The following is a 22,465-nucleotide window of genomic DNA, read 5'->3' as shown; positions in this document are numbered from 1 at the left end:
TTATCTAAGAGGTTTAAAAAGGAGGAAAAGTGAAATGAAATTACTGGGGATTTCAGGAACGATAATAGGAAAGAAGACGAAAGTTGTTATTGAAAAGGTTTTAGAGGAAGTTAAGAATAACCATCCTGATATCGAAGTCGAATTGCTTGATTTGAAAAAGTATGATGTTCAATTTTGTGATGGCCGTAATCCGTCAACATACACTGGAGATACGAAAAAAGTAATTGATATCGTTACCTCAGCAGACTTTTACATTATAGGAACCCCAATATTCCAAGGGTCAATTACAGGAGCTCTTAAAAACTTATTTGATTTGATCCCCCCGAAGGATTTCCGTAATAAAGTAATGGGGCTAGTGGCTACCGGTGGAACCTACCAGCATTATTTAGTCATTGAAAATCAGCTGAAACCTATAGCCAGCTATTTCCGTGCATTTGTTGCACCTGGCTCTGTTTATGCTCATAACGACCATTTCAATTCACAAAACGAACTGGTTGATGAGGAAGTTTTGGAACGTATTTCAATGCTGGGTGAAGAAATCGTTTTTATGCAAAAAGCACTGAAAAGTACTAAACCAGAGCATCAATTAAGCTAAAGGGCGGTAGATTTAGGAGATTTAATAAACTCCAGCTGATAAAAAAACGTTTTGGAATTGAGTACATTTCAATTAGCAGAGCTAAGTAGCAAGGAGGGGACAAATTGCTATTAGATGTAGAAGAGATAATAAACTTAACTGATTTATCCTTTATTAAAGTTTGTAATGAACAGTATGGGATTAATAGAGGAGTTTATAATACCATCGATGCCTGGTTTTATAAGCAAGGAATTAGTAACATTCTAGAAAGGCGCAATAGTATATTGTATTTTCTTGAATTTATTAAGCGAAGTTCCGAGAGTGAAAATAATCACTGTAAATTTGGTCACGGTGGCTTAACTACAAAATTAGAAGAGTATTATTTTCCAAGAATGGAATCGACTGTTTCAAAAATTGCCTCTAATCTTTAGATGAAGCACTTACAAAGAGTGAAGGGTGGCTGAGAACATGACAATCATAGATAAAGTAGAAAAAAAACATTTACTAATTAAAGGGGAATGGGTGGAGGCGAAGGAGTATAGTTTGCTTCGTTCTCCTTATTCAGGAGAAGTCATAGCTGAAATCCCCCTGGCCACAGACGAAGAAACCGACCAAGCTATTGAAGCGGCGCAAAAAGCTGCTAAGGTGATGGCAAAAATGCCAGCCCATCAACGTGCGAAAATCCTGGAAACATTGGCCCATCTTCTTGAAGAGCGCGCGGATGAAGCCGCAAAAATCATATCTATTGAATCAGCAAAGCCGGTTACAACCGCTAAGGGCGAGGTGGCGCGAACAATTGAAACCTACAAGTTTGCGGCTGAAGAAGCGAAAAGAATTCATGGAGAAACGCTTTCGCTGGATGCCGCCCAAGGTGGCGAAAACCGACTCGGTTACACTGTACGTGAACCGATTGGAGTGATTGGGGCCATAACACCTTTCAATTTCCCCATGAATCTAGTCGCTCATAAAGTAGGTCCTGCCATCGCCTCAGGTAATACAATTGTATTAAAGCCAGCAAGCCAAACACCTCTATCCTCTCTGTTCCTCGGAGAATTATTACAGGAAGCCGGATTGCCTGCAGGAGCAATAAATGTGGTCACAGGTGGAGGAAGAGTGGTTGGAGACAAGTTGGTCACTGATTCTAGAGTAAGTATGATTACTTTTACCGGCAGCCCAGGAGTCGGGATTGGCATCCGCAACAAAGCCGGATTGAAACGAGTGACGCTGGAGCTGGGATCAAATGCCGCTGTCATTATTGACAGGGGTGTGGATATCGATAAGATCATTTCTCGTTGTGTGACGGGAGCGTTTTCCAATCAGGGACAAGTATGTATTTCTTTGCAAAGAGTTTATGCTCATGAAGAAATCTACGATCGCTTTGTTGAAAAGTTTATAGAAGCTACCAAACTATTAAAATTAGGTGATCCGCTTGATCCAGAAACGGATGTTTCCGCTTTGATTTCCCAAAATGATGTTGAAAGAAGCCTCAATTGGATTGAAGAGGCAAGACAAGGTGGAGCCAAGATTGCAACAGGTGGAATAACGGAAGGCAATATCCTTCATCCGACCGTCATATTGGATGCAGATACTCACACAAAGGTATCTTGTCAAGAAGTGTTCGCCCCAATCGTTTTGATTAACAAGATTCAATCAGTAGAACAAGCAATTGATTTGGTGAATGATTCAATTTATGGCCTGCAGGCAGGGATTTATACGAACGATGTAGGTACAGCACTGGATGCAGCGGAAAATTTACAAGTTGGTGGAGTCATGATCAACGACATTCCGACATTCCGTGTGGATAATATGCCGTACGGTGGAGTGAAGGAAAGTGGAACTGGACGTGAAGGATTAAAATATGCAGTTGAAGAAATGACAGAAATGAAGCTGGTTGTCTGGAACCGAAATTAGGGAGTGGAAAGCATGGCTTATTATGCAGCAATTTTACATATGATTGATGCTGAAAAAAATATAGAAGTTCGTCCACATCATATCGAGTATTTAAACGAACTTGATCGTAGAGGGAAGGTTTTTGCAAGAGGCCCTTTTGCGGATGGCTCAGGCGGCTTGGTTGTTTATATTGCAGACACATTTGAAGAAGCACTCTCTTTAGCGGAAAATGATCCTCACGTTGTACATAAAGTGCGGAGACTCGAATTAAAAGAATGGAACATTTAATAATGAAACGTTATGATTGCGTGTCAATACGATGAATATATACTGGGATCTGGAGACAGTTCCTTCATTAAAGGGAGGTTGCCGAGGCAACCTTTTTTATGTGCAAAGCAACTCGATAACGAAAAGGTAAAGTTATACCAAAGTGAGGAATTATCTTTGATAACTACCAGTTGTTATATTGTGAAAGTATTAGTGGAAAAAGGATCAAAGAGCGAAATAAAAAAATGCTTCGTGTAGTTAAACAGGCAGGAAAAAATGGGTTTAAAAGTCTTGTCTATACAAGGCTTTTTTTGAATTAAGCTGAATTATGTGATGGCAAGATGGCTTATTCAGTTGAAAAATTATAGAATTGAGTAGCTGCTTAACTGGCTAGCTACGACCCCGGAGTCGCTTGCTTTGATGAGGCTTGGCAGACAGTCGGCGAAAAGGGAGCGGATTTCTGAAATCAACTGGAATCTTATAAAATTTTACCCTTCTGCAGCAGTTCCGGAAAATTAATCTGATTCCCTTGATATATCAAGGTTTTCTTCGGTGTCACTCATAAGTTGCATAGTAATGCGCTTATTACTATCTTTACTTTGCATAATTCATCTCACAATACTAGGAGTAGGAAAGGCGATGAACTCATTATGATTTTTAGCGAACGATTAAAAAAAGAACGGGAAAAAAGAAATTGGTCACAAAATGATCTTGCGGAGAAGATTCATGTGAGTCGCCAATCTGTGTCCAAATGGGAAACGGGAAAAAATTATCCTAGTATTGAAGTACTAATTAATTTAAGTGATTTATTTCAAATTACGGTAGATGAATTATTAAGGAGTGACGAGGAATTGAAAGAAAAAATAATAAGGGAAAGTAAGCAGTTAGCATTTCCAAAAAGGAAAATGTTTTTTGATATCGTATTATTAATAGGAGCATTTTTGTTAGTGTCTAAATTAATTATTTTTGGACTTAATAAATTTGCCGGCACAGATATTACCATTTTGAAAAGCATGCCAGTCGTATCGAATTTTTTACCATTAGCTTTGATGGTCATTGGCGGTATTGGTTCAGATTATTTGAAGGATAAATATGTAGATTAAAAGAACTCTGCTTATAAAACTTTATAGTGAATCATAAAATAGAATCTTCTGTTTTCCCTTTTATTGGGGACATGATATTAAAAGAACAGAACCTTTGAATCAGGTTCTGTTCCTATTTCTTATTTGAACTTTTGCACTTCTTCTTTTCCCTCGAATTTGTTATCTTTCAATATGCCGATTTCTTCAATATGGTTTCGTGCCGTTTCATCCCCTAATTTATAAATGAGGGCATAAAGCCTTTTCATGGCTGCATCGTATTTATCATTTGCCCGGTCATGATGATAGAGTAGGTAGGGCACATGTGAACGGGCATATGCTTCCAGGTCATCTGTCCGGTGTTCCTCCAAGCATTGTTTCAATTCTGCAAGTTCCTCATCAGTTGCGTGTACAGTGAAGCTTGGATTCTCTTCAAGTTTTTGTCCGAGTACGTCGCCGCTGACCAAATCGACATGATAGGTCTGTTTTTCCTGCATCATTATGTGATCATCCTTTCAAGCGTTTATCTATTCTGTACCACTATTTGTAAAAATTTAATCATCAATGTAAACATTTCCTTAATGAAAAAGATAGGAAATAGAGGTATCGGATTTCTTATCAAATGGTATAAGATGAATTTACAGAATAATATGGAAAATCAAGGGGTGATATAGTGAAGAGGTCAATCATGGTTATTTTTTTGGTGTTGATTGCTTCAGGCTGCGTAACAAGGAATTATGATTCCAATATGGATTTAGGGAAAAGTCAGTTGAATGAGGAAAATTATTTAGAAGCCCACGAGGCATTTGAATTAGCTTATAAAGAAGCAAATACACCGGAAGCAAGGGAGTTAATGGATCTTTCAGGTTTTCTGGCGAATGGAATGAAGAAATACGACGAACAGGATTTTGATTCGGCCAAAAGAGATTTTGAAGAAGCAACCGCATATAAAGCAAAATACCGGGAAGGTAAACTAATGGTTTCTAAGGCGGTGGAAATGCAACCGGTATCAGACTCCGCCACGATAGAAGCAGTAGAGGGAAATGACGAGGCGGAGCCGGCGGAGGAAGCAACCGTGGACGGAACCAATGGATCCAAAGCAGAAGATGAGGCGGCAACGGATACAATAGGCAAAGAAGAGAGCAAGGCTTCGGTTAGTACATTAAGTAAATCTCAGGCAGAGAAGCTAGTTAAGGATTATGTGGACATGGAAAATTTTCCTGATTTAGATATCGAATATGATCATGATGCCGAAAAGGGAGATTACATTTTTCATGTTTTCGAGGTGGATGAACCTAGTCAGGAAAGTGGCCACAAAACCACTTGGGGCTGGTATGGCGTGAATAAGAAGACTAAAGAAGTTTATGAAGTCTTGTAAGGATAACTGTATGGTCGAATTGAAGGCCCCTGTTGAGGCCTTTTTATTTTGCAGGCGGCAAGATACAGGATTCGATAAAATTTTATAATTTTTGTAAAATGTCGCCCTATTCGTTATTTCTTAAGAATTTTTTAATATTTCCTGTTTATGATTGAGTCAAGTAAAGGATAAAGGACAATCATAGGAGGGATAAAGATGGAAAATTATAATGGTGATGAGCAAGTCAGAGTAAAGGCAGAACGGAAAAAGGGTAAGTCTCTTTGGCTAACTAGCCTTGTTTCCGGAACGGTTGCTGCTATGGTTACATCGTCTGTATTTCTATTTGGCGGGGACTTTATAGGTCAAGGGAATAGTCCAGTGAATGAGTCAACCAAAACGGCAGGTGTACAGCAAACGGAAAGTGTTGAAAAGGATAAGAGTGTCACGGCGGAAAAGTTATCGACAAGTACGGATTCAAATGATAGGGCAGAGATGGTCGAATCAGCATCCAAATCGATAGTCGGGGTCGTGAATTTACAGGAGATGCAAAACCAGTACCCGTACCAGCAGCAAAGCACGGAGAGCGAAACGGTTGAAAGCGGCACCGGCTCAGGGGTCATCTATAAAAAAGCTGATGGGAAAGCCTATATCATCACGAACAATCATGTTATTGAAGGCGCTAAGGAAGTCGAAATTTCATTGTATGATGGACAAAAGGCAACGGCGACGGTTGTCGGGGCTGATGCTTTGACTGATTTAGCGGTTTTGACAATTGATGCCTCGAAAGCACCTGAGGGAATTAAATTCGGGAATTCCGATAGCATGCGTCCAGGAGAAGAAGTATTGGCAATTGGCAACCCACTTGGACTTGATTTTTCACGATCGGTTACACAAGGGATCGTCAGTGCGACCGGACGCTCCATTTCAGTCGATACCTCGGACGGGGAGTGGGAACTTGATGTCCTTCAAACAGATGCAGCGATCAATCCCGGCAATAGCGGGGGTGCATTGATCAACACCGCTGGGGAAGTGATCGGCATAAACAGTTTGAAGATTTCCGAAAACGGTGTGGAAGGCTTAGGGTTTGCCATACCAAGTAATGATGTGATTCCGATTGTTACGGAGCTGATTGAAAATGGAAAAATCACGCGCCCATATTTAGGAGTCAGCTTGGCCAGTATGGAAGAACTGCCGCAATATTACATTCAAAATGTTCCAGAAGCCGTAAAGTCCGGCGTAATGGTGACGAGTATAGAGGCGGGATCGGCTGCGGCGAATGGAGGGCTTAAGCAACAGGATATCATCGTTGAGATTGATGGAACGAAAATAAATACTGCCGCTGCATTAAGGAAGTACTTATATACAGATAAGAAAATCGGAGATAAAGTAAAGATTAAAGTATATCGAGGCACTAAAGAGAAAACGGTAACGATCACCTTGCAAAAACCATAGAATGAGGTAAGGCCCCTGATTATTCAACAGGGGTCTTTTATTGGAGTTTTTTTAATAGTATACAGTGGGCTAATATCGGAAAAATAGATAGTGTATTTGCACTGTTTTGAAGTTTGCTCATATAGTCTTGAATACCTAAAAGTGAATGGTGGCGCCTTCTATTTGTCAAGGTTTTCATCGTGAATATGTTAAAAAATAGAAAAGATTTGACAAATTTGTGAAATGTCATAAAATAGAAAGAAAGGGGATGAAATTATGGAAGCTAATCAGAAGATGTTAGATGCAGTGAAATGGGTATCGGGCACAGGTTGTGTAATCGGAATTATTATTTTTGCTTTAAGTTTCTTTGTAAGCGATTACAATAAGGATTATATATTCACCGCTGTTGGAATCGCCATCACATTAAGCGCAGCTGCCATTTTTCTAGTTGGTATATTTTTTGTCCTGACAGAGGAAATGGTAATGAATACACGTAAAGGCGAAAGAATTGAACCGGAAACGACTAAAATCATAAAAATGAAAACAAAGGCTAAAGCTCCAACAAACAGAAGTACAGAATTCAGTAACTAAAGCGAGGAATATAGCGCAATATACTGTTTTTCTAAACAAAACTAGTTGTTCTTTTACCTAACTTGCAGAATTTGAGTCAACTTGATCACAATTAATGAATGCGCTTTCATTTCATATTATCAGAATCGAATTATCGATTTGTTACATTTTAATTCAATATACTGCCACTCGTCATTGCCAAACACACGATGTGCTTGTACATCCAAACCAACTGCCTGCACGCCAGGAAGTCTCAATTACATTTTAAACAATATCTACGAGAAAAGGACACTTTTAAGAAGTCCTTTTTTTGTGGTTTTTTTTTATGTACTTTTAAATGAAAATTCAAAAGGGAAAGGGATATAGGTATCAATATGGGGTTATTGAGCAGTGGTTTTGCTAAAGGCAGATTTGATAGCAAACCTGAATTACTTACTACGCTTTTGCTACACGGCTGTTTAAAAATACTGACAGGGCATAAGGATTGCAAAAAGAACCCAATTTCATTTCAACTCGTTGTTTCCTTATATATATATAATATTGACCTGTGTTGGTTCATAAGGGTATTGAAGCATGGAGACAACATCGTGTCCCATGTGTCTACCATTTACCAACCTCCTTGGCCGAGTGAAAAAAATCCGGTTTAAATCATGGTATCTAACGATAAATACCTAATTGACAAGATAGGTAATATAATTCATAATCTTTAAGAGTTTTGAGGCAATATACACGGTGACTATAATGTGAAATTTTTATTTCATTATATTAAAGTAATATTAAATGGAAAGAGGATCGGTACTATTTGTAATCCTGCACTGATAAGTGAATTTTCAAAGGCAAGATATGAAACATTTATTATATTTCATTTGCTGAAGATTTTCGAACATTTCAGTTCATTTACCATCTTCTTACTGCTCTTTAATGAACTTTATGTGACAGATGTCACTTTGTATTGTCTTTTTTTAGACTTGGGATTAATATTGGTATGTCGGGGTTTGTGAACATGGTAACACTTTGTCCGAATAATTACCAATTGGAATTTTATTATGTAAGAAAGGGGTAGTACTATGAAAATAAAATGGGCTCTATTAACTATACTTTTTACTATTGCCACTGTGCTAACCGGTTGCGATAACCCATTAATGGTCTTGGACCCTAAAGGGCCAGTAGCTGCAACACAAGCAGATGTTATTATGATTTCGATATGGACAATGGCCTTTGTCGTCCTTGTCGTTATGGTACTGTATATCTTCATGATAATGAAATATCGTGCTTCCAAACAACGTGATGATTATGAACCGCCTCATATTGAAGGAAGTAAGGTTCTTGAAATAATTTGGGTTGCGATCCCAATTCTAATCGTCGCTTTCCTATCCGTTGTTACTGTTAAAACAACAAATGAAGTTGAGGCAACACCTAAAGGATACGGTGATCAAGAACCTTTAATTATTTACGCTTCATCTTCAAACTGGAAGTGGCATTTTAGTTATCCGGAAGAAGATATCGAAACAGTCAACTATCTGTTTTTACCTACTAACCGACCAATTGAATTTAAACTTTACTCATTCGGTCCAATCTCAAGTTTCTGGATTCCGCAACTTGGAGGACAAAAATACGCGATGTCGGACATGGTTAATACGTTGCACTTAGCAGCTGATGTACCAGGAGAGTATATGGGTCGAAATTCAAACTTCAGTGGTTCAGGTTTTGCTCAGCAAACTTTCAACGTTAATGTACTATCCGCAGAGGAATACGATAAGTGGGTAGATGAAATTAAAGCTACTGCTAAACCGATTACTGAGAAAAAATTCAATGAATTATTAAAACCTGGTCATGTGGGACAATCCACTTACACTGGAACTCACTTAGAGTTTTCTCCAGCTCCTGAAGGGGAAAATGCTGGTCATGACCACGGATCTTCTGATACGGAAGAAAATGATTCCAAGGATTCACACGATGAACATTCAGAACACAGCAACATGAATCATGATCACTAAGAATTAATTTCGTTCGATAAAACAACTAGGTTTACAAGATAAGGAATATTTTCCTGAAAGGAGTCACAAAAGTATGGATTACTTTGATCGATTTGCCGTACCTCATCCAAGTCCTGCGATTTATGCATCCATGGTTGCCATTGGTTTAACCATGATTGCGGTTGTTGCCGGAATTACCTATTTTAAAAAATGGGGTTACTTATGGCGTGAGTGGTTAACAACGGTTGACCATAAACGTATTGGTATCATGTACATCTTGGCAGCACTTCTTATGCTCTTCCGTGGTGGCGTGGATGCTCTTATGATGCGTGCTCAAACGGCTATTCCAGATAACGGTCTTTTGGATGGGCAGCATTATAATGAGGTATTTACAACACACGGGGTCGTCATGATCCTGTTCATGGCTATGCCATTTATCATTGGGTTAATGAACATTGTCACACCATTGCAAATTGGAGCGCGTGACGTAGCATTCCCACGTCTGAACGCAGTAAGCTTCTGGTTATTCTTCATGGGGGCAATGCTATTTAACATCTCTTTCGTAGTCGGTGGTTCTCCTGATGCAGGTTGGACATCTTACTTCCCGCTGGCAAGTAATGATTTCAGTGAATCAGTAGGTTCGAACTATTACGCGATTGCAATTCAAATAGCTGGTATCGGTACATTACTGACTGGTATCAACTTTATCGTAACAATCTTGAAAATGAGAGCACCTGGCATGAATTTAATGAAAATGCCAATGTTCACATGGTCTATCTTGATCACAAACTTCATTATCGTTTTCGCTTTCCCTGTATTGACAGTGGCACTTGCGTTGATGACAATGGATCGTCTATTCGGAACTCAATTCTTTACGATGGCCAATGGCGGTAGCGATATGCTTTGGGCGAACTTGTTCTGGGTTTGGGGACATCCTGAAGTTTATATAGTAATTCTTCCGGCTTTCGGTATATACAGTGAAATCATTTCGACATTTGCACGTCGTAACCTGTACGGGTATAATTCGATGGTTATCTCCATGGTAGCTATTTCTACTCTATCTTTCATTGTATGGGCTCACCATTTCTATACAATGGGTCACGGTGCAATGGTTAATGGTATCTTCTCGATTACAACGATGGCAATTGCCGTCCCGACCGGTGTTAAGATTTTCAACTGGTTGTTCACACTTTGGAAAGGTAAAATCGTTTTTACCGTTCCGATGCTTTACTCTTTAGCTTTCATTCCGATTTTCACGCTCGGTGGGGTAACAGGGGTCATGCTTGCAATGGCAAGTGCTGACTACCAATACCATAATACAATGTTCTTAGTAGCTCACTTCCACTACGTTTTAATCCCTGGTACTGTATTTGCCGTACTTGCTGGTTTCACGTACTGGTGGCCAAAAATGTTCGGTTTCATGTTGAGCGAAAAAATTGGGAAATGGTCGTTCTGGTTCATTACAATCGGCTTTAATGTTACATTCTTCCCGATGTTCATCACTGGTTTAGATGGGCAGGCACGTCGTATGTATACGTACTCTGAATCAACAGGGTATGGTCCATTGAATATGCTCTCTTTCGTTGGAGCGATTGGCTTGGCAATAGGTTTTGCACTTATTGTGTACAATATCTATTGGAGCACTCGTTATGCGTCAAGAAATATTTCAAACGATCCATGGGATGCACGTTCTCTAGAGTGGGCTACACATACACCAATCCCTGAATATAACTTTGCAATTGTGCCAACAGTTGATTCTACAGAAGCATTCTGGGATTCAAAGAAAAAAGGCTTTAAGTTATTTGGCGGTAAAGTAGAAAAGATCCATATGCCAAATAACAGTGGTGTGCCGTTTATCATGAGCTGTATCTTCTTCGTTTGGGGCTTTGCGATGGTATTCAGCATGTGGATCATTGCTATCATTGCAACGATCGGTATCTTTGCTTGTATGATTCACCGTTCATTCGAAAAAGATCACGGACGTTATATCTCTGTTGAAGAGATCGAAGAAACTGAAAATAAATTGCGAGGTGCTAAGTAATGAAAATAGATAACTCGCTGCCACTAGAATATAGCACGGAAGAAAATCGCTTAAAGATTTTTGGATTCTGGATTTTCCTAGGAGCAGAAATAGCTCTTTTCGCTACACTGTTCGCCACTTATTTTGTATTGGTCAATGGAACTGGAAATGGTCCAACAGGGGAACATCTTTTTAAAGTCCCAACCCTGATGTTCCAAACAATCTTTCTTTTAACCAGTAGTTTTACCATAGGTCTTGGAATCAATGCAATGAGACTTGGCAGACAGAAAGCAACGATTGGTTTCTTCATTATCACCCTTATTCTTGGTTTAGGCTTCTTGGGAGTCGAAATTTATGAATTCGTGGAGTATGTACATGAAGGAGCAACCATTCAAACAAGTGCTTTCTTATCTAGTTTGTTTACATTACTAGGTACGCATGGAGCTCACGTTACACTTGGTTTATTCTGGGGAACCTTCATCGTCATGCAAATCAAAAAGCGCGGTATGACTCCAGAAACAACAAACAAGGCTTTCATCTTTTCACTTTACTGGCATTTCTTGGACGTTGTCTGGATCTTCATCTTCAGTTTCGTCTACCTGAAAGGAATGATGTAATATGAAAGAATTATTCCCACGGGGCCAAGTTATGGGATTTGCGTTTTCTCTAGTCCTGACTTTGGTCGCACTATCAGTTATTATGTATGATCTCTCACTAAAAATGGGTGTGATCATCCTACTTGTTACAGCTTTCATGCAAGCTGCACTGCAATTAGTTATGTTCATGCACGCAGGTGAGTCTGAAGATAAAGCATCGATTTACACAAACGTTTATTACGGATTGTTCGTTGCATTGGTTACAATTTTCGGTACAATGCTAACAATGATTTGGGGATATCAATAATCGATTCCGGAAAAGCTGGGCGTCTTGATGACGCCCAGTTTTTTTGTACTTTAATAAATATAATTTCTTATACAGATCTATCCATCTCATTCATGGAAATTTGTTAAGAAGGATGTGGATGAAACCATTATGTTTAGTATAACCATTTCGGAAAATTATATTTATAAAGGGTAAATTGTGTTTAAGTACAATGTTTTCCCAAAGTAAAACGTTAATAGAACGGACACATCTTCTATGAAAAATTGCCAGCCCTATTGATATAATAAGTTATAAAGAATTAATTTATAAATGTAGCGGAGATGATGAATTGACATTGCCGGTTTTGATTTTGACAATTATATTAAGCTTATTAAAAATATTGGTTTCCTGTCTTCCAACCGATGCTGTTAATTGGATTATCAGCAAATTTAAAATACACTCAGAAATTAGTGGCGGGAATGCGATCGTATCCTTTGACGGAAAACGTTTGGAAGGTGAAGAAAAAATTCAAGTTATTAATTATTTTAATAACGCCAGATTTTTGAAGAAAAATCACATATTCCCGGGTAACGAGCAATTGTTTTTACATCCAGAGGACAGTGGGACTCCATTAGTCATTGATACTAAAAAAGGCAAAATTGATGTTAAGTTATTTGTGTATATTTACAATGACCGAGTGGATGTAGTTAAACAGTACAAGAAGAAAGTCATTTCTTATAGCCTGTTTTCCGATAACCTCCAAGAACGTTCCATGCCATTAATAAGAAATTTAGTTTAATAACAGTAATTTGGTCTCAGTTTGTAAACAAAAGGGTTCTGTATTAAATTAAAAACAAGGTTGATTGGAATGGTGTGTGCGAGACCCTTGCGGGGAAAGCGCGTCCAGGGGAGACCTCGCAGGCGCAAAGTGAGTGCCAGGAGAGGAAATAAACGATTGAATTTAACAAACCCTCAACAAAAACTGCAGGAAAATCAATTATTAGCTTGTTTGTGGACAAAAGGGGTTCTATCTAAATTTTAAAACAAAGTTGATTGGAACGGAGGCTCCCGGACCGCCCGCGGAAAGCGAGTGCCTGGAATGGAAATCAACGGTTAAATTGTCTACAGTTGAGACGGTCCTTTAAAAGACCGTCTTTTTTAAAAGACTTTTATTATATAATCCCATTTCAATTGGATTTTTTTTTATTATAAAAAATTCTAGTACACAAACTGACATCTTAATTTTAGTGTCTTTTGAATAAAAATAATTAAAAGTGTGAGGGAATTGCTGCAAGAGGATCTTTAATAGTTCATATGAAACTTATTTTGGAAATTATTAAAATGGTAATAAAAAAGCAGGTATCTATTGCGATGCCTGCCTTCTTACGCTTTCCATTGCTTTTCAACTTGATGAAGGGCTTGTTGTAAAATTACTTCATGATCTGTACCCGGTTTAGTAAGGACGTTAGTTTGATAAGATTTTCCTTGGAAATCAACTGTTACTGTAACTTTTACCATAATGCATCTTTCCTTTCTTGATTCAGAATTAAATGAGGTGGTTGTACCTATTTCTTTAATACCCGTGGCAGAGGATTTTTCAAACATTTCAAAAGCTGTTAAATCTAAAGAATTAATATTCAAAATTATCTGATATTTTTACGGATGTGTCAACATTTTTTTTTTGACCTACCCCATTTCCCATTAAATAGAAAACAACCTGGCTTGTACACATGACAGCCAGGTTGTTTTTGTAAACGTACTATATTCATATTTTAGTTAAAATAATACCGATTAATGCTGCAAGAACACCGGCAATTTGATAGGTTTTTAGTTTTTCCTTGAATAAATAACATCCAGCGAATACAACAACTAAACAATTCAGGCTGACGACAGGAAAAATGATGCTTGCGATTCCGGTGTTCAATGCAAAGAAATAACATCCATAGCCTATCATGCTTAAAAAACCTACTAAGGAACCGATTTTGACTTCCTTTAGCTTGATTTTTTCTTTTTTTAAGGCCAGAGCCGAAAGAAGATAAAGCATTCCGCCTCCATACATTGATACAAGGATATCAAGGGAGTTTAAATGAAGACGTGTTGATGTCGTCATTAGAATTCCGAGCACTCCGAATGATAAGATGGAGAATACTGTGTGCATGATCCAAGGGACATACTGATGGTTACCTTTGGCGTTAGGTGTATACTGGATAACTAATGTAGCGAGAAACATGCAGACTATTCCACTCCACTGCAAGGAAGAAATATGTTCGTGAAAAATTAAAGCTGCACAGAGTATGGGGAATATGGCATTCGCTGCGATTAATGGTGATGTCAAGCTTGCCGGCCCTTTTTCAAAGGCGCTTGCCATCTGGATGTTACCATTAGCGTTCAGTACACCAATTGCTGCACCAAGCATGATGGACAGCCAGTTCAGCTGCAAACCATCCATAAACATTCCATAAATAATGGACAAAATAAAAGCTGAAAAATAAAAGAAAAATTGGATATGTATCTTGGAATAGCCTTTTCCGCTGCTCCATTTGAAAATGCTGTTATTGATTCCGAAACATAAGCTGGTGATGAGTGCTGCAAAAATCCACATGTGTATATTCTCTTCTTTCTTATAGGTTGAACTGCTTTTTCCATTTTAAACTGAATATATAAATGAATCAAACCCAATTTAAGAGAGTTGCATTGACAGATTGACTATTTTTTTTTATATTTACTAAGACAATTTTAAAATATTTCCCGATAATCGGGAGAGGTTCATAGCATCACCCTCTTAAAAAAACTATGGCTTTGATATTTTTCGCGAATCAACCATATCTTTGAGGAGATATGGTTTTTGTTATATAGAGGCCCATTTTATGAATCTCCCTGAAACGTGGGATTAGGAGGACTTTTCATGTCTGGAAGAAAAGAAGAAGAATTAAAAAAAGATATCACACTGCTTGGTAATCAAGGAACAAAATATACATTTGACTATGCGCCTGAAATCCTTGAGTCATTCGATAACAAGCATCCGAACCGGGATTATTTCGTCAAATTCAATTGCCCGGAATTCACTAGCTTATGTCCGATAACGGGCCAGCCGGACTTTGCTACCATTTACATCAGCTATATTCCCAGTGTGAAAATGGTGGAAAGCAAGTCTTTGAAACTTTATTTATTCAGCTTCCGCAATCACGGTGATTTCCATGAAGACTGCATGAACATCATCATGAATGATTTAATCGAATTGATGGATCCTAAATATATTGAAGTTTGGGGCAAGTTTACACCTAGGGGCGGAATTTCCATCGACCCTTACACGAATTATGGGAAACCAGGCACGAAGTATGAGGAAATGGCGAATTACCGCTTGATGAACCATGACTTATACCCGGAAACTGTGGATAATCGCTAAAGAATAGGAGAGACAATGGGCATATGCCCGTTGTCTTTTTATTTGTTTTTAGCCATTCTTGATCCTTCGTCTTGATGATATGTCCTTTTTAAAAATACAAATGTCCTCCTATAATGGAATTTACACTTGATTGTTTCGAGAAAAAGCGTAATAATAGGGAGAGTTGATTTTGACAGAATATTTACGAAAATAGGGGATGTCGAGATGAAAGTTGCGAAGTTTGGTGGAAGTTCACTTGCGTCAGGTGAACAGTTGAGGAAGGTATTCGAAATTGTTGTTTCTGATCCAGAGAGAAAGATTGTAGTCGTTTCGGCTCCAGGGAAACGCAATTCCGATGATATAAAGGTGACGGATTTATTGATTGAAGCTGCGGAACAGCAGCTGCGCGGGGATAACGGAGAGCATTTGATAGAAGATGTCGTATCCCGCTATGCGAGCATTGCTGAAGAGTTGGATATATCCGAGAGTGTCATCACTGGGATTCATGAAAATTTAATGGCACTGCTGCATGCAGACCAAACTAACCCGAAGCGCTATCTGGATGCCTTGAAGGCCAGCGGCGAGGATAATAATGCGAAGCTGGTCGCAGGATATTTCCAAAGCCGTGGTGTAGAGGCGCAGTATATAAATCCAAAGAAGGCCGGCTTGATCGTAACGGATGAAGGTGGATTTACCAAGGTGCTGCCAGAGTCTTATGATCGGTTATATGCTCTGCGTGATGAGCCTGGAATCGTAGTATTCCCGGGGTTCTTCGGTTATACGTTGGATGGTGATGTGTTAACCTTCTCAAGAAGCGGTTCCGATATTACTGGTTCGATTCTTGCGAATGGGGTCAAAGCTGATTTGTATGAGAACTTTACGGACGTGGATGCCGTTTATGCGGTGAATCCAAATGTGGTTTCCAATCCGAAGGGAATCCGGGAATTAACCTATCGTGAGATGCGTGAGCTTTCTTATGCAGGCTTCTCGGTATTTCATGATGAGGCACTGATTCCTGCATTCCGTGCGGGAATACCTGTCCATATCCAGAATACGAACAATCCGGCGGCACAAGGGACCCGCATTGTGAATACACGGGATAATACGAACGGGCCCGTTATTGGGATTGCGAGTGATAAAGGATTTTGCAGCATTTACATTAGCAAATATTTGATGAACCGGGAAGTTGGCTTTGGCCGGAAACTGCTGCACATCCTTGAAGATTATGGAGTTTCATATGAGCATATTCCATCAGGCATCGATGATGTGACGCTTATTCTAAGGCAGGACCAGATGAAAGGTGAAGCCGAGGGAAAAATCATTTCCCGAATCAAGAAAGAGCTGCATGCCGATGAAGTGAATGTGGAGCATGATCTTGCCTTGATCATGGTTGTAGGTGAAGGAATGCGCCATAATGTCGGTACAACGGCAAGAGCGTCAAAAGCCTTGGCCGAAGCTAAGGTGAATATTGAGATGATCAACCAGGGCTCTTCGGAGGTAAGCATGATGTTCGGTGTGAAAGGGCACAACGAAGAGACGGCGATTCAGGCATTGTATCACGAGTTCTTTTGAGTATGGGCGTTCAGGGACCTCCTTTTAGAAGGGGGTTTTTTTGATTGAGCTTTTAGTCACTATACATACGCTGGATTTTTCATTCGGTTCTTTATGATAGTGGCAATGACCGTGTGGGGATAATCATTACAAGCTAACAGTTGCGCTGTAGGGTTCAGGGCGTCTTTATTAATTTAATACCTATTTGTCAAGTGGTTAAAGCAATTAGAGGAGAACGGAGTTGACGCTCCAACCTCTGAATACATATCTTTCACCAAATTAAAAATGAAAGAGATGTCAAAGGCACATCAAGTTTACGAGCCAAATGATTCACTGAGTTGATCTTGCTGAATAGAATCATGTTTAGAAAGCATCCATATCACCCAAGTTAAATACTTCTATAATAATACAAAAAAGAATGTAGGGATAAGTTCTATCTATATGTTAAAACAAAGTTGATTGGAGTGTAAGGGGCGAGACTCCTGGGGGAAAAGCGCGTCTAGAGGAGACATCGCAGGCGTAAGCCGAGGAGGCTCCCGGACCGCCCGCGGAAAGCGAGTGCCTGGAGCGGAAAATCAACGTTCAAATTGTAAAAGCCATAAAAAAACTGTAGAAAACTCGATTTTCATCAAGTTTGTCTACAGTCTGAGTCTCCAAATAGAAGATTGGATGCTTTCCTTTTATGTTAGTCCATAATGGTCAGGAGTTGATCGATCGCGGTCCTTGGACGAGGGGCAGGAATCATATCGGGATAGCCAACGTGAAGGCTGCCGACGATCTTCTCGCCTGGTTTCACGCCCAAAGCTTCACGAAACTCCATGTTGTGTATCATGCCGTATGTTTCCCATATCATCCCGATTCCCTGTTCCCAGGCAAGCAGGCTGAAATTCTGGATCAAGGCACTTGTAGCCGCATAATCTTCTTCACGTGTCATGGGATTCGGATTCTCTTCCATGATCACTGCGACAAACATCGGTACACCTATAAGTTTATTATATCCTCGCTGTCCGGCTGCTTTTTTCTTTTCAGGGTCCTTCTCTTTGCCTTCCATGAATGCACGGGTTGCTTCTGCGAGTTTTAAACGGCTATCACCATGCACCACGACGAAGCGCCATGGCTGGGTCATTTTATGGTTCGGTGCCCATGTCGAAGTTTCCAATAATGATTGAATGGTATCAATAGGAACAGGAATGTCCTTAAATCGTTTGATGCTGCGCCGTTCTTTAATGATATCTTCTAGTTTCATGATCATCCTGCTCCTTTAATCATATATGTAAGTTTAATAGTTGAAAAAAAATAATCCCCGGCTGCCTAATATGCTTCCAACGTGAATAAATTACTTGAATAAAGAGGGGGCAATATTCTAGTGACTTGCATTCGCTAATGAGCATATAATTTTACTAGGCACAGAGAAGCCGGGGCGACATTGTATCTATGTACAATATCAAAAGGGTACGATAAGAGAATATCGTAATTGCTTATCAAATTTCAGAGATCGATAATGAAATTGAAAATCATTATCAATTAGAATTTTCGCTTATTTCCTGTTATTTGTCAAGGGTATTTATAAAAAAAATTCAAGATATTTACCAATGCTTTAAAACGGTTAAAATCTTTTAAAAAATCTGTATAAAAATGTATAATGAGAGGATAAAAAAATGCTATCTACATAAGAAGAATCGAAGGTGTCATAGATGAAAAAATTGTCCTCATTTCTTAAGCCGTACTGGCTTTTGATCATTCTTGCTTTATCCTTAATGATTGTCGAGCTCGGGGTAGAGCTGTTACAACCTTTATTTATAGCAAAAATAATTGATGATGGCATTTTGCAGAAAGATTTATCGGTGGTGATTAAATGGGGAAGTGTCATGGTTGGACTTTCTGTTTTTTCATTTCTTGGCGGGATCGTTAATTCATTTACGGCATCACATGTAAGTCAAAGCTTTGGACATGATGTCAGGAAAAGCCTTTTTGGTAAAATACAGGCGTTTTCTTTTGCGAATTTGAATAATATCCCGACTTCCTCGTTGATAACAAGGATGACAAATGATGTGACACAACTTCAAAATACGGTTTTTATGGGCTTGCGTATCATGGCGAGGGCGCCGTTGATCGTAATCGGCGGAGCGATAATGGCTATTGCGGTCGATTTGAAACTATCACTTGTTTTGGTCATTTCAATTCCGATTCTTGTTTTCTTCCTGAGATGGGTTATGAAACGAGCAGCCAAGCTGTTTAAGCTCGTACAGAAAAAACTCGATAATGTTAATGGCGTAATGAGGGAAAACCTGATAGGCATGCGCTTGATCAAGGCTTTTCTTCGTAAGGAGCATGAAATCGGCCGATTTGACGATGCGAATGAAGAGTTGAAAAGAAAGACCGTGACTTCGCTTCGTCTAATAGAAACGACGATGCCTGTACTGATGTTGGTCATGAATGTGGCGATTCTGATCATTCTCTGGCTTGGAAGCGAATTTATAACAACGGGAGATATACAGGTAGGGGAAGTTGTGGCGATTGTCAACTATGCCACAAGAATTGCGGCATCCCTTTCCGTTTTTTCATGGCTGATCATGGTCATTTCCCGTGCGAAGGCTTCAGCGGAGCGTGTGACGGAAATATTTGAAACCCCGATAGATATTGATGAAGGTAAGGCGGAAAGCAAGAGTGGGGCCGTAAATGGGGGAGGCATCAAGTTTTTGGATGTATCTTTTCGTTATCCTGGAACCGATACGCCGATATTGAAAAACCTGACCTTCTCCATCGATCCGGGAGAAACGCTTGCCATCTTAGGAGCGACAGGATCAGGGAAAACATCTCTGTTTCAGCTGATTCCGAGATTATACGAAGTTGAAAGCGGCTCCATTCAAATTGATGACCAAGTTCTGAAAGATATCCCCCTGAATTCTCTGCGGAAAAGGATCGGCTATGTACCGCAAGAGGCGCTGCTTTTTTCAGGAACCATAAAAAATAATGTCGCTTGGGGAAAAGAAGGTGCCTCGATGGAGGAAATCATGGCTGCGGCCAAGCATGCTCAGGTGCATGAGACCGTAATGAAACTTCCGAAGCGATATGAAACCCAGTTAGGGCAAAAAGGAGTGAATCTGTCCGGAGGGCAAAAACAGCGCTTATCGATCGCAAGAGCATTGGTGCGCAGACCGAAGATTCTCCTTCTGGATGATAGTACGAGTGCGCTGGATTTGAAAACGGAAAGTAAATTGCTTGCCGCTTTAAAGGAATATACATGCACAACGCTCATCATTACACAAAAAATCAGTACAGCCATGGAGGCGGACAAAATCTTGTTGCTGGAAAGCGGTCAAGTCCTTGCACTGGGGAAACATGAGGATTTGCTTCAAACAAGCGATCTTTATCGAAAAATCGTTCACTCACAGTTTGGGGAGGAGGGGATTTCGCTTGAGTCAAAGAATATCTCCCGATAAGGCAAAGTCTAAACCGGTCAACTCCTGGAATACGATAAAAAGGATCATTCCCTACTTAGCAACGAATAAAAGCCTGTTATTTTGTGTCCTTTTCATGGTGCTGATAAGCTCGGTTTTGGGGTTGCTTGGCCCCTTTTTTGTTGGGATGGCCATTGATGATTATATTGTCACAAAAGATAGCGGGGGGCTGATCACCCTTCTTTTCGGACTTCTTGGAGTCTATATATTCTATTCCCTATCCATGTGGCTTCAGAATTATTGGATGATTGGAATCGCGCAGGATACGGTTTATGAAATGCGCAATCAATTATTTAAAAAGCTTCATCAGCTGTCCATCCCCTTTTTTGACCGGCGCCAGCATGGGGAATTGATGAGTAGGGTCACGAATGATATAGAAAATGTCAGTTCCACTTTGAATAGTTCCGTCATCCAGATTTTTTCAAGTGTGCTGACACTGGTCGGGACGATCGGAGTCATGCTGTATCTGAGCCCTTTATTAACTGTTTTAACCTTATTCATCGTTCCGCTTATGTTCTTCGGTCTGAAGTGGATAACGAACCGGACAGGAAAGCTGTTTAAACAACAGCAGAAGAACCTTGGGGAACTGAATGGGTTTATAGAAGAAACGATTTCCGGACAACGGATCGTAAAGGCTTTTTCACAGGAAGATAAAGTGATCCGGGATTTTATCATCCGGAGTGAAAACTTGAAGAAAGCCGGCTTCCTATCACAATCATACTCCGGGCTGATTCCAAAACTGATGAATTTACTGAACAACCTAAGTTTCACGGTAATAGCTGCTGTCGGCGGGTTTTTGGCGCTGAGTGGCATAGGAACGGTTTCCATCGGGGTAATTGTCATCTTCACCGAGTATTCAAGGCAATTCACCCGTCCGCTCAATGACCTGGCTAACCAATTCAATACACTCCTCTCAGCTGTTGCCGGTGCGGAGCGGGTTTTCGCCATACTTGATGAAGAAGAAGAGGAAGTGGATGAGAAGCAGGCCTCTGAACTTCGAGATGTCCGCGGTGAGGTGGTCTTTGAGGGTGTTTCCTTTTCGTATAATGATGAGGAGCAAACGATATATGATGTTAATTTCCAGGCGGAAAAAGGGGAGACCATCGCGCTTGTAGGTCCCACTGGGGCCGGTAAGACCACGATCATTAATCTTCTTGCCCGTTTTTACGAGCCGAGCAGCGGCCGGATAATGATTGATGGGCAGGATATCCAACAGGTGACGAGGTCTAGTCTCCGTAAGCATATGGGCTTCGTTTTACAGGATTCCTTCTTGTTTCAAGGTACGATTCGTGAAAATATCCGCTACGGCCGACTGGAGGCGGAAGATGAAGAAGTGGTGAATGCAGCCAAGCTTGCCAATGCCCATTCCTTTATCATGAAACTGCCAGATCGATATGATACCATCTTGAATCAAGAGGGCAGTGGAATAAGTCAGGGGCAGCGCCAGTTATTATCGATTGCCAGGGCTATTTTAGCCGATCCCATTCTATTGATTTTGGACGAAGCGACAAGTAGCATAGATACGATTACCGAACTTAAAATCCAGGAAGCATTACACCGCTTGATGGAGGGAAGGACAAGTTTTGTCATTGCCCACAGATTGAATACAATTCAGCAGAGTGATCAAATCCTTGTACTTGATGAAGGAAGGGTCATTGAAAAGGGATCCCATGATGAATTGTTGCGGCAGAGGGGTTTTTATTACGACCTATTTCGCAGTTCTTTAAGGGGAAATCAGATTGGATGAAGAAAGAATGTGTGCCGTCAGGCGCACATTTTTTTGTTGTTGGTCCAATAACAAGGACAACTTCCGTTTCATTTAATGATGCACCTTCAAAAAATGGGGTTATTTACCCAATGCGATTCTTATAAAGAGTGTGAATTCATAAATCCATATTGGTGGGAAAAGAGGTAATTATCGACAAAATAATGGAAAATACTTTACAAATTGACCAATTTACTATTGCTAAAAATCCTTATGGTGACATATAATTCAGAATATATATAAAATTCTTTAAATTTAATGGGCATGGGGAGTAATTC

General features: G+C 39.9%; 21 protein-coding genes. 17 read left to right on the top strand and 4 right to left on the bottom strand.

The genetic code is table 11. The features are described from left to right. Positions 1-34: 34 nt before the first annotated feature. The 5 genes from ACIROD_RS22735 (at position 35) to ACIROD_RS22715 (ending at position 3,834) form a co-directional block, all read left to right on the top strand. Positions 35-595, top strand: a complete 561-nt coding sequence (locus ACIROD_RS22735; RefSeq protein ID WP_402944534.1) for an NADPH-dependent FMN reductase — start codon at positions 35-37, stop codon at positions 593-595. Positions 596-699: 104 nt separating this feature from the next. After that, positions 700-1,005 carry a hypothetical protein gene (locus ACIROD_RS22730; RefSeq protein ID WP_101224939.1) on the top strand — a complete coding sequence of 102 codons (306 nt, stop codon included), beginning with the start codon at positions 700-702 and terminating at the stop codon, positions 1,003-1,005. A 37-nt stretch (positions 1,006-1,042) separates the two neighbouring features. Then, positions 1,043-2,485 carry an aldehyde dehydrogenase family protein gene (locus ACIROD_RS22725; RefSeq protein WP_402944531.1) on the top strand — a complete coding sequence of 481 codons (1,443 nt, stop codon included), beginning with the start codon at positions 1,043-1,045 and terminating at the stop codon, positions 2,483-2,485. A 12-nt stretch (positions 2,486-2,497) separates the two neighbouring features. After that, a complete protein-coding gene (locus ACIROD_RS22720; RefSeq protein ID WP_101224938.1) occupies positions 2,498-2,752 on the top strand; it encodes a YciI family protein in 255 nt (84 codons plus the stop codon). A gap of 629 nt (positions 2,753-3,381) precedes the next feature. After that, entirely contained in the window at positions 3,382-3,834 is a 453-nt protein-coding gene (locus tag ACIROD_RS22715) for a helix-turn-helix domain-containing protein (RefSeq protein WP_101224937.1), read from the top strand. A 119-nt stretch (positions 3,835-3,953) separates the two neighbouring features. On the opposite strand, the gene ACIROD_RS22710 is transcribed toward ACIROD_RS22715, so the two are convergent. Then, positions 3,954-4,310 carry a hydrolase gene (locus ACIROD_RS22710; RefSeq protein ID WP_402944526.1) on the bottom strand — a complete coding sequence of 119 codons (357 nt, stop codon included), beginning with the start codon at positions 4,308-4,310 and terminating at the stop codon, positions 3,954-3,956. Between the two features lie 188 nt (positions 4,311-4,498). Here ACIROD_RS22710 and ACIROD_RS22705 point away from each other — a divergent pair, with 188 nt between their 5' ends. The 8 genes from ACIROD_RS22705 to ACIROD_RS22670 all read left to right on the top strand — a co-directional run bounded on the left by ACIROD_RS22705 (position 4,499) and on the right by ACIROD_RS22670 (position 12,824). After that, positions 4,499-5,188, top strand: a complete 690-nt coding sequence (locus ACIROD_RS22705; RefSeq protein WP_402944523.1) for a hypothetical protein — start codon at positions 4,499-4,501, stop codon at positions 5,186-5,188. A 195-nt stretch (positions 5,189-5,383) separates the two neighbouring features. After that, the gene (locus ACIROD_RS22700) at positions 5,384-6,619 is read left to right on the top strand and encodes a S1C family serine protease (RefSeq protein ID WP_402944520.1); all 1,236 of its coding nucleotides are present in this window, start codon (positions 5,384-5,386) and stop codon (positions 6,617-6,619) included. 255 nt (positions 6,620-6,874) lie between these two features. Beyond that, positions 6,875-7,189 carry a hypothetical protein gene (locus ACIROD_RS22695; RefSeq protein WP_101224934.1) on the top strand — a complete coding sequence of 105 codons (315 nt, stop codon included), beginning with the start codon at positions 6,875-6,877 and terminating at the stop codon, positions 7,187-7,189. A gap of 1,046 nt (positions 7,190-8,235) precedes the next feature. Next, complete coding sequence (qoxA, locus tag ACIROD_RS22690; protein ID WP_101224933.1) at positions 8,236-9,165, top strand: cytochrome aa3 quinol oxidase subunit II; 930 nt, start codon at positions 8,236-8,238, stop codon at positions 9,163-9,165. A 73-nt stretch (positions 9,166-9,238) separates the two neighbouring features. Next, positions 9,239-11,185 (top strand): cytochrome aa3 quinol oxidase subunit I, encoded by a 1,947-nt coding sequence (gene qoxB / locus ACIROD_RS22685; RefSeq protein WP_101224932.1) that lies wholly within the window; start codon positions 9,239-9,241, stop codon positions 11,183-11,185. Beyond that, positions 11,185-11,781 carry a cytochrome aa3 quinol oxidase subunit III gene (gene qoxC / locus ACIROD_RS22680; RefSeq protein ID WP_101224931.1) on the top strand — a complete coding sequence of 199 codons (597 nt, stop codon included), beginning with the start codon at positions 11,185-11,187 and terminating at the stop codon, positions 11,779-11,781. The genes qoxB and qoxC overlap by 1 nt, the downstream gene beginning before the upstream one ends. 1 nt (position 11,782) lies before the next feature. Continuing rightward, positions 11,783-12,067: a cytochrome aa3 quinol oxidase subunit IV gene (gene qoxD, locus ACIROD_RS22675; protein ID WP_101224930.1), complete on the top strand. Its 285-nt coding sequence runs from the start codon at positions 11,783-11,785 to the stop codon at positions 12,065-12,067. A 307-nt stretch (positions 12,068-12,374) separates the two neighbouring features. Beyond that, on the top strand, positions 12,375-12,824 hold the full coding sequence (locus ACIROD_RS22670; RefSeq protein ID WP_260356415.1) for a YfmQ family protein: 450 nt from the start codon (positions 12,375-12,377) through the stop codon (positions 12,822-12,824). A gap of 584 nt (positions 12,825-13,408) precedes the next feature. On the opposite strand, the gene ACIROD_RS22665 is transcribed toward ACIROD_RS22670, so the two are convergent. Both ACIROD_RS22665 and ACIROD_RS22660 read right to left on the bottom strand, forming a co-directional pair. Next, positions 13,409-13,666, bottom strand: coding sequence for a BA3454 family stress response protein (locus tag ACIROD_RS22665; RefSeq protein ID WP_230177886.1), 258 nt, complete (start codon positions 13,664-13,666; stop codon positions 13,409-13,411). 124 nt (positions 13,667-13,790) lie between these two features. After that, complete coding sequence (locus tag ACIROD_RS22660) at positions 13,791-14,627, bottom strand: DMT family transporter (RefSeq protein ID WP_101224928.1); 837 nt, start codon at positions 14,625-14,627, stop codon at positions 13,791-13,793. A gap of 303 nt (positions 14,628-14,930) precedes the next feature. Here ACIROD_RS22660 and queF point away from each other — a divergent pair, with 303 nt between their 5' ends. Together queF and ACIROD_RS22650 are read left to right on the top strand one after the other, a co-directional pair. Then, positions 14,931-15,431, top strand: a complete 501-nt coding sequence (queF, locus tag ACIROD_RS22655; RefSeq protein WP_034305880.1) for a preQ(1) synthase — start codon at positions 14,931-14,933, stop codon at positions 15,429-15,431. Between the two features lie 204 nt (positions 15,432-15,635). Beyond that, complete coding sequence (locus ACIROD_RS22650) at positions 15,636-16,982, top strand: aspartate kinase (protein ID WP_402944510.1); 1,347 nt, start codon at positions 15,636-15,638, stop codon at positions 16,980-16,982. Positions 16,983-17,646: 664 nt separating this feature from the next. Here ACIROD_RS22650 and ACIROD_RS22645 read toward each other — a convergent pair. Continuing rightward, entirely contained in the window at positions 17,647-18,207 is a 561-nt protein-coding gene (locus tag ACIROD_RS22645; RefSeq protein ID WP_402944507.1) for a nitroreductase family protein, read from the bottom strand. Between the two features lie 448 nt (positions 18,208-18,655). On the opposite strand from ACIROD_RS22645, the gene ACIROD_RS22640 reads away from it, so the two are divergent. Both ACIROD_RS22640 and ACIROD_RS22635 read left to right on the top strand, forming a co-directional pair. After that, the gene (locus ACIROD_RS22640; protein WP_402944505.1) at positions 18,656-20,404 is read left to right on the top strand and encodes an ABC transporter ATP-binding protein; all 1,749 of its coding nucleotides are present in this window, start codon (positions 18,656-18,658) and stop codon (positions 20,402-20,404) included. Beyond that, positions 20,304-22,169: an ABC transporter ATP-binding protein gene (locus ACIROD_RS22635; RefSeq protein ID WP_402944501.1), complete on the top strand. Its 1,866-nt coding sequence runs from the start codon at positions 20,304-20,306 to the stop codon at positions 22,167-22,169. Before ACIROD_RS22640 ends, ACIROD_RS22635 begins: the two co-directional genes overlap by 101 nt. Positions 22,170-22,465 lie beyond the last annotated feature (296 nt).

Origin of the sequence: Peribacillus sp. NPDC101481, from assembly GCF_044767165.1 — a bacterium.
Taxonomy (GTDB): domain Bacteria; phylum Bacillota; class Bacilli; order Bacillales; family DSM-1321; genus Peribacillus.
This window is presented reverse-complemented; position numbering and strand designations above follow the sequence as displayed.

Bases quoted from the DNA above. Each gene is read 5' to 3' on its own strand.
- ACIROD_RS22735 (WP_402944534.1), top strand. From the start codon at position 35: ATGAAATTACTGGGGATTTCAGGAACGATAATAGGAAAGAAGACGAAA.
- ACIROD_RS22725 (WP_402944531.1), top strand. From the start codon at position 1,043: ATGACAATCATAGATAAAGTAGAAAAAAAACATTTACTAATTAAAGGG.
- ACIROD_RS22720 (WP_101224938.1), top strand. From the start codon at position 2,498: ATGGCTTATTATGCAGCAATTTTACATATGATTGATGCTGAAAAAAAT.
- ACIROD_RS22715 (WP_101224937.1), top strand. From the start codon at position 3,382: ATGATTTTTAGCGAACGATTAAAAAAAGAACGGGAAAAAAGAAATTGG.
- ACIROD_RS22710 (WP_402944526.1), bottom strand. From the start codon at position 4,310: ATGATGCAGGAAAAACAGACCTATCATGTCGATTTGGTCAGCGGCGAC.
- ACIROD_RS22705 (WP_402944523.1), top strand. From the start codon at position 4,499: ATGGTTATTTTTTTGGTGTTGATTGCTTCAGGCTGCGTAACAAGGAAT.
- ACIROD_RS22700 (WP_402944520.1), top strand. From the start codon at position 5,384: ATGGAAAATTATAATGGTGATGAGCAAGTCAGAGTAAAGGCAGAACGG.
- ACIROD_RS22695 (WP_101224934.1), top strand. From the start codon at position 6,875: ATGGAAGCTAATCAGAAGATGTTAGATGCAGTGAAATGGGTATCGGGC.
- qoxA (WP_101224933.1), top strand. From the start codon at position 8,236: ATGAAAATAAAATGGGCTCTATTAACTATACTTTTTACTATTGCCACT.
- qoxB (WP_101224932.1), top strand. From the start codon at position 9,239: ATGGATTACTTTGATCGATTTGCCGTACCTCATCCAAGTCCTGCGATT.
- qoxC (WP_101224931.1), top strand. From the start codon at position 11,185: ATGAAAATAGATAACTCGCTGCCACTAGAATATAGCACGGAAGAAAAT.
- qoxD (WP_101224930.1), top strand. From the start codon at position 11,783: ATGAAAGAATTATTCCCACGGGGCCAAGTTATGGGATTTGCGTTTTCT.
- ACIROD_RS22660 (WP_101224928.1), bottom strand. From the start codon at position 14,627: ATGTGGATTTTTGCAGCACTCATCACCAGCTTATGTTTCGGAATCAAT.
- queF (WP_034305880.1), top strand. From the start codon at position 14,931: ATGTCTGGAAGAAAAGAAGAAGAATTAAAAAAAGATATCACACTGCTT.
- ACIROD_RS22650 (WP_402944510.1), top strand. From the start codon at position 15,636: ATGAAAGTTGCGAAGTTTGGTGGAAGTTCACTTGCGTCAGGTGAACAG.
- ACIROD_RS22645 (WP_402944507.1), bottom strand. From the start codon at position 18,207: ATGAAACTAGAAGATATCATTAAAGAACGGCGCAGCATCAAACGATTT.
- ACIROD_RS22640 (WP_402944505.1), top strand. From the start codon at position 18,656: ATGAAAAAATTGTCCTCATTTCTTAAGCCGTACTGGCTTTTGATCATT.
- ACIROD_RS22635 (WP_402944501.1), top strand. From the start codon at position 20,304: ATGAGGATTTGCTTCAAACAAGCGATCTTTATCGAAAAATCGTTCACT.